This is a genomic window from Lysinibacillus sp. NPDC093190 (genome assembly GCF_050280425.1).
In the GTDB taxonomy this organism is placed as follows: domain Bacteria; phylum Bacillota; class Bacilli; order Bacillales_A; family Planococcaceae; genus Lysinibacillus.
Map to the genome: position 1 here is coordinate 192,679 of NZ_JBNNVG010000002.1, position 15,574 is coordinate 208,252.

Below are 15,574 nucleotides of genomic sequence, written 5' to 3' on the forward strand. Positions count from 1 at the left end.
TTACTACTTTAATGTGTTATGAAAACATCTTTTTTAATTGATGTTAATTTACCATCAACCAATATCACAGATTTTAGCCAATAAACGTGAGGTACAGTTAATTCCGATGCTCTAATAGATAGTGGATAATGAATACTTCCATTAGCAGGGATCAGTATTGTCTTAGATTGACTATCAAATTCAATGTTATTGTCTTTAGAGCGTGTTATTGCAAAACAAAAATCAACTTTAATATTTTTAGAAGAATTGTTTTTAATAACCAAGTTATTAATTATTTGCGCTTCTTTCTTTACACTACTAGCTCCTTCAAAATAACAGTTGAGAGTATTGTCTCTCTTTTGGGATAATTCAACTACACCACACTTAGGACAACAATAGTAAAACCAAGTAGTATCTAATAGGAATTCATGAGAATATTCGTTTATACAGATATCTTTGTTGCAGTTTGGACACTTCTCATTAGTACGATGGTTATTATTATTAAACCTTACACCATTTTCCAGAAGTGTTTCCTCAAGCGAAAAACTTTTTTCACTAATTAGTTCCTGAAGCCTACTTAATATCATGTTATTTAATTTACTAATTCTCTCTTCAATATTACTCAATTTTCTATATAATTTCTTGTTATTGGAAAGTACAGGCAATTCATACTTATAATTTTTGCTAAACTTGTGAATTATATCAGAAGTTTCTTTTAATAATGATTCGAATTGCTTGCCAAAAAAGACACCAAAGGTATTTACTTGTTTTAAATATTCAATTATCTTCGGATAAAAAGGAACAGCCTCTTTAATTTTGATTTTAATTTCAGAAGGATTGATTGCACCATCTGTAAATATATCAAGGATATAAAGATCTCCACTTCTCCTAAAAATACCGTAAATCTCTTGCTTTATATTGGAGGTAACTTCAATTCTTGTGGAAAAATCAATATATTCTTCTAATATCTTAGAATTATCAAACTTCAAAGATATTACTCCAAAAGGATTTTCTACATCAATAGTATAATGTGTGATATCATCAATTTTTTCACTATTAAGCTCATGTAAATTGATTTGCTTGGTCTCATAGAGAGTATCCAAAGCATAAGCACACTCTCCAACTAAATAGTATGACCAAGTATGTCCTAACTTGAAATTATTCAAAGCATCATTAACATTTGAAGCTGCAATACCCAATGGGATTCCAGATTTAATCTGAGATAAATAATAGTAATTTAAAAAGCTCTTACCATCAACTGCACACGTACTTCCTAAATAAGACATTGTATTTTTTTCTAAAAGTGAATACATAATATTGTATTCAAGCCCATAAGAACTGTCGTCTAGCAAACCGCTAAAACAGCTGTTCATAAAAATGTGCTTTGCATCTATTTCATAACCTGGTAAAATGTTTAAATCGGTTTTGTAACATTTCCCTGTATAATAACATGAGGGCATTGATTGATTTGTAAACTCATAATTAGTTCTAATATTTGCGCTTTTCCCACAAATAATACCATCTTGAAGCCAAACAAATTCATCTCGACCATGACCAATAAAAGAAAATATTTCTAGAGTTTCTTCTATAAAAGAATCTTTTATGTCATTTACTCTCGAGTTATAAAAATTATATTGGCCTTCGATTGTATTATTTGCGTCTGAATTGTTAATATTTACACGATCAATATGCACTGTTTTGCCAGTCTTATATTGTGTATATATTTTAAGTCTTACAACAAACTCTGAAAGTTGAGCTACTGTTTTGTGAACTAAAAAGGAGAAAAAAATTTCTTTTCCTTTTTTCAGGACACTATTTTTACATTCTGAAAAATATGCAATTTCTTCAGTTTTAATGTAATTAGCTGTAGTAACGAAAGTGAAATACTTCTTGTCTTTCGATTCTTTTTCCATTAACTCTACCGCTTCATAAATGTTTTCAGAAAAATAAAGATTTTGTTTAGTGAGTTTAGCATGTAGTAACGAAATCCATTTACATTCGTCGTTACCTATCGATATTATGCAAGAATTTGTAATAATATCCGAATTATGGTTGTCTTTCTCAATAGTAATATCTGCGCTTACAACCTCACTGGCAAAGTTGAAATTTGAATTAAATTTATCATCTTGGAGAATTGGTAAATTAACTTCATCAAATTTTATAATATTATTAACATAATCGCTGAAGGAACTATATTTGACTATATTCATTGCTAGTATTAATACCACCTCTATTGGTATCTAATAGATTCTCTATATACCAATTAATAGTTTTTTCGAGCCCACTATCTATGTCAATTTTTGGTTGGTAACTTAATGATTTTTTAGATAAGGTAATATCTGCATGTGATGCATCGACATCTCCTTTTCTTTTTTCGCTATAATTTGGTTGAATATCTGCCTTTAGGATTTTTGCTATTTTGTTATATAGCTCAATAATTTTTATGTTATCACCACAGCCAATATTGTAAACTTTACCTAAAGATGTTTCATCACTGATACAGGCTAATAGGTTTGCTTGAATAACATTTTCAATATGCGTGAAATCACGAGATTGATTTCCGTTTCCATAAATTGTTGGAGCTTCATTTTTCAAAAGACTATTAATGAAGATTGGAATAACTGCCGAGTATTTTGAATTTGGATTCTGTCTTTCACCAAAAACATTAAAATATCTTAATCCAATGATCGGTAAACGGAAAATATCATAGAAATTTTTTGCATATAGTTCATTTGTTCTTTTAGTTGTTGCATAAGGAGATAAAGTATTTCCTAAATCTTCTTCTTTCCTAGGCAGAAACGGCGAATCCCCATATACTGATGAAGATGATGCGTATACAAATCGTTTAACATTATTATTCTTTGCAGCAATCATCATATTCAGCATACCACTGACATTTACTTCATTACTTATTGCAGGGTTCTCAATCGATCTACTTATGGAACCTAACGCAGCTTGATGTAATACATAGTCTACATTTTTACAGGAAGTCTCACAATCTTCTAATATTCTAATATCTCCTTTAACAAGCTTAAAATTTTTTTTATGTTGTAATAATCCATTTATATTTTCTATACTTCCAGTCTCGAAATTATCTAGAACTGTCACTTTATAGCCTTGTTTAATCAAAAATTCAGCGAGATTCGAACCAATGAATCCGGCACCACCAGTAATTAAGAAAGAACTATTTTTAGGAATCATATTACAAACTCCATTCTAATATTTTTTCATTTTCTAATTTTTTGTCATATATTCCTTTAATATCAAAAAACATAAACTTATTATTAGATTTGTCTAAAGTTAATTTATTTAGGTCAAAACCTAAGAACTCTTTGTGTGGTACAGCTAATAATATTCCATCAACATCTTTTAACTCGTGAATCCCATCTAAGGGAATGTTGTATGAGTTGAGAACCTCAAACGGATTAGCAACTGGATCAATTACAACTAAATCCATTTGGTAAAATTTCAATTTCGAGATAATTTCGAAAACTTTACTGTTTCTTAGATCTGGGCAATCTTCTTTAAAAGTAACGCCTAAAATAGCCATTCTAAAGCCTTTAGTATCTAAATTATTTCTTCGCAAATTTTCCAGAATATTATCTACAACATACGATGACATATTATCATTTAATATTCTGGAATATTTAGTTAGATAAGGGGTATAGTTATATTCTTCAGAAATATGAATTAGGTAATCCGGATCAACACTGATACAATGCCCTCCGACAAGTCCAGGAGTATAGTGAGCAAAATTCCATTTGGTAGATGCAGCTTTAATCACTTCTTGAGTGTTAATCGACATTTTGTTGCAAATAATTGACATTTCATTCATGAAGGCTATATTAATATTCCTCTGCGTATTCTCCATTAACTTTGACATTTCTGCAACTTTTATATTTGGTGCTAGATAAACATTATCTTCTAGTACTAGCTTATAGATACTGCTCACTTCTTTTAATGTTTCATCAGTATCCCCTGAAACAATTTTCACAATGTTCTTTAGTGTGTTTACTTTATCTGTAGGGTTAATTCGTTCTGGAGAATAGGCTACAAAAAAATCTTTTTTGTAAATTAATCCCGATTCTTTTTCCAATATTGGAACACAAATCTCCTCTGTTGTTCCTGGGTAAACCGTAGACTCAATGACAACTATAGAACCTTTGGATAGGTTTCTTCCTACAGTCGCAACTGCTGCCTCTAAAGGTTGTAAATTAGGTTTATTATTAGAGTGTGTGGGAGTTGGTACTGCTATGAGATGAACACTACATTTCCTCAAATAGCTTTCATCATATGTAAATAAAACAGAACAATTATTTAATTCTTCTGTAGATACTTCACCTGTCATATCCATATTATTCAGTAAATTATTAATTTTATCTTTATTAATATCATAACCAACGACAGGAATTTTTCGAGAAAATTCAACTGCAAGATTAAGACCTACATATCCTAATCCAATTACACTCAATGCCGTTTTACCACTAAGTAATTTTTTGTAAATATTCAATTTTCTCTCTCCTAATTTAAAATGTTTTATTATTTAGTAATTTTGATCTGCTAGCGCAAAATTATAATTATTTTTGTCTCACACCTCCATCCGCATTCGTTTTACTAATTAAGTAAGCAAAAAAGACTAAAATTGTTAAAATTTTCTTCTCAATTTGAAATAAAGGGAATTTTTGTATGTTTCGGATATGATATTACACCAAAAAATGTCACAACTCAATACATTTTTTAAAAATAAAAACATTTTTTTACAAAAAAAGATTACTTTTCCTGTATTATAATAATGGAATTAAAATTAATAATAATATAATTTTCAAAATAATCCCTAAATAACTACTAATAATGTTTTGTATCTCGAATCGATCTTAACCATTGAGTGAACCATTAAAGATCAACATATAAACAAGGGGGTGAAAGTACTATGCATGTAAATATATTACAAAACCAGAATCAAATAAAAGCTGTTGCTACAGTAATTTATAATGAATTTGTCATAAAGCAATGTAGTCAGGTTACTTTTAATCGATTTCTAAAATTTTTATTAAAAACCAATAAAAATAGTCGCCAATACATTTTAGTTACCTTATCAAATAGGAAAGATTACATTGGTACGGTCTCAATTTTTGAACATAACTTAAAAAATAATAAAATATTGTTAGCCTCTCTATACGTAGACTCCTATTATAGGAATAACGTGGGAGGAAATAAAAGGATTAGTAAACTCTTAATGGTCACAAAAAAATTTGGTTATAAAGAAATTTATTTAACGCCGAAACAAACACTGTTTCTTTGGAGCGGTTTTGGCTAGTAGATAAGTAGGGAGTTTATATAGTAATTTCAGTCGCCAAAGCATGTGTAGGATCCTAATTGCTATCATTTACAAATCATAAGTACAATACTAGATACTCTTGAATAATTAGTGTAGTGTAGCCTAACATACGGCGGCTCATGGGCTGTGATTTGTTGATGAACTGGTAAGAAAATTTCTGTTAAAACATCCCCATGTTCATCGCTCCAATAATAAATCCAATCAGCCCACATTTACTTACCTATTTTCTATTAACTAGTATGAATAGCATTGCTTAGGATAATGAAAAAGCTAGTCAATTATGTACATACTAGAAACTAATCGAAAAAATTTTTGATTGATAATGACAAAAAAGTAATTATTCTTAAATATGATCTAGAGAAGGATTATATTAATACATGTATCTAAGGAGATATCGAAATGTTTAACTATAATTTTAAAATTTTGGCTTCAGCTATATTTTTTAAATATATGGGGATTAGTCTATACACTGTTGCTGCAATGATGCTAGTTCTTGATCTAACACATAACCCTTTTTATTCTGGAGTTGCTTTATTCGCAGTAAGTTTACCAGCATGTTTTGGTTTTCTAATTGCTCCTTTAGTTAGTAGATTAAATTACAAAAAAACTTTAATTATATGTGAATGTATTAAGTTTATATTCTTAACAGTAATAATCTGTCTTTCATTAATTAATTATAATTCCGTGGTACTTGTAATTATAATGATGTTCACTATAGCCTTACTTTCTCAATTTACATATCCTATTGAATCAACTCTAATTCCTATTATTCTAGAAAAGGATAATATTATTAAAGGGAATTCAATTATAAATACCATAAGAGAAAGTTTGCGCATAGTATTTTTAGGTGTAGCGGGTTTAACTGTTTCAGAAATTGGACCTACATTCACATTTATAATAACGGCTTTCGGATTTATGATAACATCCCTTTTATACTGTCTTTTCAGAAATATAAATATAAATCTAGCAGAAGCAGAAGAAAGGTTTAAACTCAAGCAGATAACTGTTAACTATACTAAAGATATAAAAGAAGCTTTGGGATATGTTAGGAATTCCATAATCCCTTATATTGTAATTGGAGCAACCTTGGCGAACTTTTTTGCGGGAGGGATGCTAGCAGCACTACCTGACTTTTCTCTTACTAAGGGTGGAGAACAATTTTATGGATACTATATGATGTCAGAGGCGGTAGGAATGTTAATTGGTTCTTTAATAAGCCCTCAATTTAAAAAAATACCATTTGGGATCATATGTATTTCCGCTTCACTATTAGCAGGGGTATTTTGGATATCAACTTCCTTCTTACCATCCTTTGTATCTGTTTTTATGTACGGTACTGGATTTATGTTTTTAGCATTTATTAATATAATGATCTTTTCTTCTATTCAGCAGCAAGTTAGCGTTGAAATGGTCGGAAGAATCATGGCTTTAATATCGAGTTTCGCTTCAATTAGTCTTCCGATAGGTTCATTGTTGGGTGGATATATTGCTACTAGCATTGGGAGTCAATACTCTATTATATTTGGTGGAGTTGGGATGATAATATTTAGTATGATGTGGACGTTTAATTTAAAATTAAGAAAACTCCCTAACATAGAAAAAATTAAATTTATTAGTAACTAGTTAGTATTCATGATTCAATTTGGATATTTTATATATTATTACCAATTATCAAGTAACTGAATTTTACTTGATAATTATTACCCGTGTAAAAGTACATACTTTCTTGAGATAACATAATGAATTCTCTACTCCTATCTCATTTATATGTACGGGTTGATTACAATAGTTGTGTCTAATTAAATAAGATAGTTTTTAAATATCCTTAACGAATTTCACATCTTGTAACAGATTAACAGATTTTAATTAATTAGGATGTAGGTGGAATCAATAATGAATTCAAATAATGTACGACTGCAAAAGAAGTTGTTGCCGCGTCATATAAGTTTAATGGCAATGGGAGGAGCAATAGGTACCGGGATTTTTAAAGGAAGTGCTGAAACGGTATCGATAGCAGGACCAGGAGTTATTTTTACATATATATTAGCAGGATTATTTCTGATTGTTGTTATGGGAGCAATAGTAGAAATGGCAATTGTCTATCCAGATACTAATATAAAAGGTTTTGTTCAAAAAGCATTTGGCAAGCGTGCTTCATTCGTTATGGGATGGATGTATTGTTTCATGTGGTTGTCGGTATGTGTAATTGAGGTTGTTGCAGCAGGAAGCTTCTTGCAGTACTGGCTTCCCTCGATACCGCTTTGGGTGTTAAGTTTATGCTGCACCGTTTTTGTCATTTGGATTAACATGATGAATGTCAAGAATTATGGTGAATTTGAATTTTGGTTTGCTGGAATTAAAATCGCGATGATTATTGTATTTATCATTTTGGGAGCTTGTATTATTTTTGGCATTATTCCCTCAGGAAAATCTAATTATCTACAAAATTATATAAATCATGGAGGTTTTTTCCCAAATGGATGGATGCCAATTTTCTCTGCGCTGTTAATTGTAATGTTTTCATATGGAGGTTCTGAACTTATCGGAGTAACCATTACCGAAACCAATAATGCAGAAAATATTTTGCCGAAGTTAATCAAAAATTTTATTTTAAGAATTGTTTTGTTTTACACATTACCAATTCTTATAATTTGTGGTTTAGTTCCATGGAATGAACTCAGCGACCAGGCAAGTCCATTTGTCCAGGTACTATCGATGACTGGCTTACAGGGAGCTGCGCATATTATGAATTTCATCTTGATTACAGCCGTCTTATCAGCAGCGAATTCTGGTATATATGGCTGTACAAGGATGCTTTATTCTTTAGCTATAGAAGGAGAAGCCCCGAAATCCTTCGCTCATGTATCAAAAAAAGGGGTTCCATTAGCTAGTTTACTATTGACGGGGACTACACTTACTATTGGTTCTATAGTTGCCTTTATTGCACAGGATCAAGTATTTAATATATTAATGGCCGTGCCGGGATTTGTTGTAATGTTGGTATGGATCGGGATTTGTTCAGCTCAACTAAAACTTCGTTATTCATATATTAAAAATCCAAGCTTTAAGGTATGGGGGTTTCCATATACTACAGGCTTTACATTAGTTTTTTTAATCACCAGTTTAACTACCTTTGTTTTTAATGAACAACATCGGATAAGTATCATGGTTTGTCTTGCTGTTTTAGTTGCGTTATTAACGATTTCTACCTTGAAATTTAAAAATAAAAATGAACATGATACAAATAGTGAAGAAAAAAGGTTATATAAAAACTAGTTCTGAAAATGATCGGCAGAAATTAGACATCTTTTTGGTGGTAACACAATTTAAGAAGAAAATTGACGTACTGCAATTCTGAAGGTAAAAAACGCGAAGTATTATATCTATATTCAGTTAGAGTTAAGTGGTTTGAACAACTCTACTAATATCCAGTTGACATGTTGGTCTTGTAATAAGAGCAATGGATTGCTTAAATACGTTGTTCAACATTTACTTTTGCCATAAAAAACCTCCGTAAAAGTTAGATTGATGTCTAACTTTTACGGGGAAGTTCAAATTTAGTGTCGTTTATTTCTGATATCGTCTAAAATGAATATATAGAATGTTCGGTAATCGGATGTTTTACACAATGGCAGTAATAAAAGTTTAAAAAGGAGAGGATTTTATGAACATTGATTTATTAGTCAATCGGCCAGAACATATAGAAGATGTTGCAAAAATGGTTTACAAAGAATTTGTTGTACCAACTAACAATAAAAAAACATATGAAGAAGTTGTTGAATTTTTTAAGGGAACATCTGCAGAGAAATTCCCAATCACATTCATAGCGAATGTGAATGGAAAATGTGTAGGGACAGTATCTGTATTTGAAAACGATTTGAAAGAAAGACCTCAATATAAACCTTGGTTAGCATCTTTATATGTTGACCCTTCATATCGAAGTCAAAAGATAGGGTTTTATTTAATCAAAAATTTGCTAAAACATATGAAAACAATAGGTCATACAAAAGTATTTTTAAAAACAGAAAATGCTTCAGCTTACTATGAAAAAAGAGGTTGGAAATACATTGAAAGAGTTCTAAATGAACAAGGTAAAAATGTCGACATTTTTAAATATACATTATCCTTACTGGACTGATTTTCACTGAAACTTTACCCTTACCTCCAACTGGGACACCTTTTGTACGGTACTCTATTCGAACAATTGAAAACCTAGAATACAATGTGACAATAACTGAACCAAATGCCTCCTAATTCAACCAATAAATTAAATCTCGTTTAGGATCTCTGTAATGCTCTTAGGTATCAAGATAAATTTTATGGTGCATAACTTAATAATTTTATTATTCCCTATAATCCATCCTTCATAATTTTCTCACCAATTTTGTTAATAAAAGCATTCAATTCTGTATCATCCCTCGCTCTTTATAGACATGGAACAATAACAAGAAACATTATCGAGAATTAAAGTACGCTATTGACTATCGTAATTATTTTGATATACCTTTCCGTAATGACTCCAGACTTTGTAATGTACATCATATTTACTAACTGATTGTGTTGCACCCCTTTTATTAACTGGTTTTTCATTGTTTTTAATCTCCTCACACAAAAAAGGAACGTTCGTTCATATAAGTTATACGTACAAATGTTCTATTTTAGAAGTGGTAATTTTTAGATCAGTCTTTTTATTAATCTAAAACCAATTTATAGTCCTGTAATTCCCCAATATCTCAGGAGTTTCCCAATGGATTCCTACAGCTCTAATTGTTAATACAAACAGTATTGTAAATTTTTCGGGACTTAAGAAGGCGCGAAGTTTGAATGATTAAATGATCCATATTCTCTGAATCAAAATGAAAAAACGCCTGTCACATCATTTCATAACTCATTGATTTTGAATCATAGAAAAGAGATACGATTATTGTCACACTGAACAGAATGCATAATACGACAATTAGAACAAACTTATGGCTTAATAACGATTTATTCCTCCCTGCTCCATTCCATTATTTGTTCAGATACTTTTGCACACTTTCTAAAAACTTGATTCGACTATAAACAGGGCCTCCTTCCATAAGCGGATCAACCACGTTGACATATACGTGATCGTGTTTAAAGGCATTAATATTTTGGATGATTGGATTCTTCTTTAAGTCTTCGAATGCATTTTCCGCATCTTTGTTATCACTCATAGAGAATTGCACAAACAAATAGTCTGGATTCATTTCCGCCAGTTGCTCGACAGAGATCGCATCTTGCAATTTCGCCATGTCTATCTGTTCTGGCATTTCTAAACCAATGTCATTGTATAAAAAAGGGTTAAAGTCTACATGTTTTGCAAAAATGTAAGCTTGCCCTCCGCGAATACGAACAGCGGCTACTTTTTTACCTTGAAGCTTTTCTTTTAACGATGCTTTTACTGCTTGTGTATCTGTTTTATATTGAGATAGAATTTTTTCTGCCTCTGCTTGCTTTCCAGTTAATTCACCCATTAATTTCAAGTTGTCTTCCCAGTTTGTAGAAACGTGCGACACCAAAATAGTGGGAGCAATTTTTTGCAATTTCTCCTCCACCTCTTTTGGGAACTTCGTTGAACCTAAAATAATGTCTGGATTCAATTGCAATATCTTCTCCAAGTTAGGTTGTCTTTTTTCACCAATTGATTCTGCCTTGCCCGTTACTGAAGCAAACATTTCTGGAAACTTTCCACCTACCGATATTGCCCCTACTGGATGAACGTCAAGCATTACCGCATCTTCCATTGCTTCCATAGCCCCAATCACAATTTTTTCTGCTTTTTGTGGAACGGTATACTTTTCACCGAGATACTCAATCGTTCTTGTTTCGCCTGTTCCTGCATTATCCAATTGAGATTGCACTGATTGTCCGTTGCTGTCGGAGGTTGAGTTTGATTTGCTCTGTTTGTCTTCTCCTCCACATGCAGCCAAAACGATCATGAATGATGCTATCAAACCAGCTAGTATAAACTTTTTATTCATTCTTCTCTTGAACCCCTTCCAAAACAGTATCCCTATCATAATGATCAGTAGTATTAATCCCTAAATGCTCACGTAAGGTGACACCCGTATATTCATTTCTGAACAAACCTCTTTCAACCAACTGCGGCATCAGCTTTTCAAAAAATAGTTTCAAAGATTTTTCTGAACCACCCGGAATAGCTATAAATCCGTCAATAGCTCCAGCCTCAAATCGCTCAATTATATCGTTCAATACGTCTTCAACCGTTCCAACGGAAACCCAGTGAGCAGACCCGACAACCTCCGGCCTTGCTAATACCTCTTCCACTGTAGGTTGATGATTTGTAATATACCGGCGCAACAACTCAGCATGTGTTCGGCTGCGGACTGGCTGATTCGGATCAGGAAGCATATCGGAAGTTACGCGACGATCCAAAGCAAAACTACTCAAATCAAGACCCAGTACTGATTTAAGCGATGCATGTCTGCGCTCAATAGTCAAATGTGCGTGTGCAGCCTTATGTAATTCATGGGCTTCCTCACGAGTTTCGGCCAAGAAAAAATATAAACCTGGCAAAACTTTTATGGCGTCCGGATTGCGCCCATGCTCCATAGTTCTTTTTCTCAAATCATTTCGCAATTCCACTCCCGATTCAAGGTCTGGCATCGCTGCAAAAATAGCATCTGCTATTGAAGAGGCAAAATTTCGTCCTGTATCCGACGCGCCTGCTTGAAATAAAGGAATTGGTCCCGATTTATGGGCAGGCAAAGTAAGTGGTCCCTTAACACTAAAAAACTCACCTGAATGATTAATTGGGGAAACCTTATCCTTATCAGAAAACATGCCTGACTCACGATCAATAACAATGGCTTCATTCGGAAAACTTTCCCAGAGTTTGCGTACGACCTCAGTAAATTCAATTGCTTTCGCATATCTTTCTTGGGGTGAAGGCATAGGTGATTCACTGAAATTTTCGGCACCTTCAATAGAAGTGACAATATTCCAACCAGCACGTCCATTGCTTAGCCAATGCAAAGACTGAAGCTGTCTAGCAACAACATACGGTGGATTAAAAGTCGTAGAAATAGTCGTTACTAGCCCGATCCGCTCGGTTTCACGCGCAATCGCTGCAAATATCATAGTAGGGTCAGGGCTACCAAAATTAGCGGAATCGCCAAGCATCTGTGGACTAACAAAAAGATAATCCGCCCTGAAAAGAAAATCGAGCTTTGACTTCTCCGCCATTTTTGCCAAATCAATGTAAGGGTCAATTGAACCCATTTTTTCCACACCGCTGTCTGGGCGCCGCCAGTCATCTCCTTTCAACCAAGTAGATAAGACTAATCCAATACATAATTGTCTATTTACAGTCAATATTACCAATCCTTCCCATGTAGTAAAAATAGTTTTGCGCCCATGAAATACTCTGATCAGATGTTACCTCTAAAAGGCTATCAATTAATAATGATTCTCATTATCGATTATAGTGTAGCAAGATCTGCAACAAATGCAAATACACAAATCACAAATACTATATGCATTATTATCTAATCCAGGTTTGCTGAATGATGATTTAGCCGACATGTAGGATAGGGCTGGAAGGAAAGAATGAGACAAAAGGGAAAAAGCCTGCACTCTAGGTTCATCACCAGTTGCAGGCGTAATATATAAATCAGTAACTCAATTTATATGATTATCTAATTTATGTATGTATGCGGAGGGAGACACACCAAATTTCTTTTTAAACACTCTACTGAAATATAGCGGATTGGCGTAACCGACACTAATAGCAATATCGTGGATGGGAAAATTGCTTACTTTAAGTAAGTCACTCGCTCTTTCCATACGATAATTGATAAGATAGTCGATTGGACGAAGTCCAGTATGTTTGTGAAAGAAGTAGGAGAAGCGTTTGGGACTCATTGCATGCAGCTCCGCCAATTCGTCGAGTGTCAACGGATTCATATAATGCCGGTGTATGTATGCAATAGCCTCCTCTATCACCCTTTCACTTGGAGAACTGCCACTCTCTCGATGCTTACACCCCACCAAAACTTGATGCATGACACTTAAAAATAACTCCTTGACACGAAGCTTTCCAATCCCTCTAAGTGTATTGGCATTCTGATGAAGCATGATAAGTAATTCGAGCACTCTCGGATTTGCTCCCGCTTCCAGTTTGAAATGAGAGTCGCATTCATGACCGCTATATACTTCGTCTAACTTGTCAAATCTATAAAACAGTAAATAGTACTCATACTCTGATTGACTTGTAACTTGCGCGTCCAGTTGCATGCCTGGAGCCACATGAATTACTGAGCCTGGATGTAATTCATAGACAGTTCCATTCACACTCATTCTAGCCTCTCCACGAATTACAAAAAGAAATCCATGCCGGACAGCCCTAAATTCACTTAGTATACTTTTCGGCTGGATGACTAAACGGTGAACACCTTCTATATCATAGAAACCTCTAGCAAATATCTCGGCTAATTTATCCAAATCTATCATGATAATACACCTGCCCCCTATCCAAACATTGTACATCTGGGTTACTTTCATTAATGCCAAACAACAAATCTATTTCTCGAGATATCAGCATAACCGCTATTTATTGGGGATCAGTCAGGCTATACACTCAATATTGCCACCCCTTCCTATATAGTAAAAATAGTTTTGCTCCCATGAAATAATACTCTGATCAGATGTTGCCACTAGAAGACCATTAATTAATAATGATTCTCATTATTAATTAATAGTCTAGCAAGGTCTGCAACAAATGCAAATACACAAATCACAAATACTATATGCATTATTATCTAATCCAGGTTTGCTGAATGATGATTTAGCCAATGTTGTAAGAGCCTTGTTAACTTCCACATACAATTTCCAGTGTTTAATTATCTATTTAGTCAAAACCGTTAGTCCTTGTATAACACCTATTAATTTTGTTTTTTACTTAAAATTAATTCCTTACATATCATCTCTATTTCTTGTGAAAAGGATTTTACTTGGAAGGCTTCTGAATATACCTTGTTCTCAGGTAAAGCTTCTACTTGTTGCAATTTTTCTTCATAGGTTTGTACAAAATGATCAAGCGTTGGACTTTTCAAATTCAGGGCATTCGCAATCCCTTGAATGATTTTCACACGATAGTAATCCTCTTTTGGCATTCTAGGAATATCCCATTCTCCGTCATGATTTTTAAAAATCCTTCTAAGAGGAACTGCTGAAAAATCAAAGTATCGTCCTTCTTGATTTGGTATAGAAAATGGATCAATTAATAAGGATGCATAACGAATATAGAGCAGATACTCTTGATGTATGGACTCAAGTTTGTTAAAATCCTCTATTTCTTGTCTAGCTATACTTTCTGGCTGTAATGGATAATTATCATCTACCATAAATTTCAATAGATTTAGAGGTTGAATATTGAAGTGTTTTACAATCGCCATCATTTCTTTCCAATAATTTAATAAATGACGAATCATTGTATAGGTAATGGGACCCTCAGGATAAAGCTTATACACATACTTTGTTATTTTTTTCTCGTCAAATATTGCTTTTAATGAAAAATCATTCATAAATAAGGGAGGGTGCACGTATAAAGAAATATTTCTTGTTTCTGCCTCAAGGGGAGATGCTACTTTTTTCAAATGAATCCCTAAATAACGAAACAACTCAGATAATTCATCCAATCTATCCGATTTTGAGTAAGTTGAACCAATATAAACTGTTCTCTTTACTCCTGTCGTCAATACTTCATTTGATGGAATCTCCCCTAACAACCATCTAGTATCTCCATAATATGTTGAAAAACTAATTACCTCAGCCTGGGGAGATAAATTCTTTAGGAAATTAGTTATTAAATGACTAGAGCCAAATGTAGGCGAAATTAATATAAAGCAGCTAGCCTCCTTCAACACTTTGGTATCGATTTGTGCTAATACTGATATATAAGAATCTGTAGTAACACTAAGTACAATGGTATCCCATTTACCAGATATTGTATGGTAACCATTAAAAAATGCATCAATAGTACATTTTCCTGCAACAGACTGATGTTGTGTATTTTGTATATATACCTTCAGTGCAAGTTGATGCTGAACGATCGTTTCAAAGAAAATTTTGGAACGTAAAGATTCTCGACCAGCAATAGCTACTTTACTATTATAATAATTCTTGAAATTCACAGCTAATTGAATTACCGTGGGCCCTGTTCCTAACAGTAAAACCTTATTAAAATAGGTCATAATCTTCTCCTCATCTATTTAA

At 33.0% G+C, this 15,574-nt stretch carries 11 protein-coding genes; 4 read left to right on the forward strand and 7 right to left on the reverse strand.

From position 1 onward, the window contains the following. Positions 1-8: 8 nt before the first annotated feature. The 3 genes from ACQKOF_RS02935 to ACQKOF_RS02945 are packed head-to-tail and all read right to left on the reverse strand — an operon-like array spanning position 9 to position 4,489. Entirely contained in the window at positions 9-2,189 is a 2,181-nt protein-coding gene (locus ACQKOF_RS02935; RefSeq protein WP_427553537.1) for a hypothetical protein, read from the reverse strand. Beyond that, on the reverse strand, positions 2,170-3,180 hold the full coding sequence (locus tag ACQKOF_RS02940; protein ID WP_427553540.1) for an SDR family oxidoreductase: 1,011 nt from the start codon (positions 3,178-3,180) through the stop codon (positions 2,170-2,172). The genes ACQKOF_RS02935 and ACQKOF_RS02940 overlap by 20 nt, the downstream gene beginning before the upstream one ends. A 1-nt stretch (position 3,181) precedes the next feature. Further along, positions 3,182-4,489, reverse strand: a complete 1,308-nt coding sequence (locus ACQKOF_RS02945) for a nucleotide sugar dehydrogenase (protein WP_427553543.1) — start codon at positions 4,487-4,489, stop codon at positions 3,182-3,184. A 420-nt stretch (positions 4,490-4,909) separates the two neighbouring features. On the opposite strand from ACQKOF_RS02945, the gene ACQKOF_RS02950 reads away from it, so the two are divergent. From ACQKOF_RS02950 to ACQKOF_RS02965, 4 genes are all read left to right on the forward strand, one after another. After that, complete coding sequence (locus tag ACQKOF_RS02950) at positions 4,910-5,296, forward strand: hypothetical protein (protein WP_427553545.1); 387 nt, start codon at positions 4,910-4,912, stop codon at positions 5,294-5,296. Positions 5,297-5,716: 420 nt separating this feature from the next. Further along, on the forward strand, positions 5,717-6,940 hold the full coding sequence (locus ACQKOF_RS02955; protein WP_427553548.1) for an MFS transporter: 1,224 nt from the start codon (positions 5,717-5,719) through the stop codon (positions 6,938-6,940). A gap of 270 nt (positions 6,941-7,210) precedes the next feature. Continuing rightward, the gene (locus ACQKOF_RS02960; RefSeq protein WP_427553551.1) at positions 7,211-8,593 is read left to right on the forward strand and encodes an amino acid permease; all 1,383 of its coding nucleotides are present in this window, start codon (positions 7,211-7,213) and stop codon (positions 8,591-8,593) included. A gap of 388 nt (positions 8,594-8,981) precedes the next feature. Further along, positions 8,982-9,455, forward strand: a complete 474-nt coding sequence (locus ACQKOF_RS02965; RefSeq protein ID WP_427553554.1) for a GNAT family N-acetyltransferase — start codon at positions 8,982-8,984, stop codon at positions 9,453-9,455. Positions 9,456-10,326: 871 nt separating this feature from the next. Here ACQKOF_RS02965 and ACQKOF_RS02970 read toward each other — a convergent pair. From ACQKOF_RS02970 to ACQKOF_RS02985, 4 genes are all read right to left on the reverse strand, one after another. Continuing rightward, positions 10,327-11,319, reverse strand: a complete 993-nt coding sequence (locus ACQKOF_RS02970; protein WP_427553556.1) for an ABC transporter substrate-binding protein — start codon at positions 11,317-11,319, stop codon at positions 10,327-10,329. Further along, the gene (locus tag ACQKOF_RS02975) at positions 11,312-12,673 is read right to left on the reverse strand and encodes an NtaA/DmoA family FMN-dependent monooxygenase (RefSeq protein ID WP_427553559.1); all 1,362 of its coding nucleotides are present in this window, start codon (positions 12,671-12,673) and stop codon (positions 11,312-11,314) included. Before ACQKOF_RS02975 ends, ACQKOF_RS02970 begins: the two co-directional genes overlap by 8 nt. A 306-nt stretch (positions 12,674-12,979) precedes the next feature. Beyond that, the gene (locus tag ACQKOF_RS02980; protein WP_427553561.1) at positions 12,980-13,810 is read right to left on the reverse strand and encodes a helix-turn-helix domain-containing protein; all 831 of its coding nucleotides are present in this window, start codon (positions 13,808-13,810) and stop codon (positions 12,980-12,982) included. 431 nt (positions 13,811-14,241) lie between these two features. Further along, the gene (locus ACQKOF_RS02985; protein WP_427553563.1) at positions 14,242-15,552 is read right to left on the reverse strand and encodes an opine metallophore biosynthesis dehydrogenase; all 1,311 of its coding nucleotides are present in this window, start codon (positions 15,550-15,552) and stop codon (positions 14,242-14,244) included. Between the last annotated feature and the right edge of the window lie 22 nt (positions 15,553-15,574).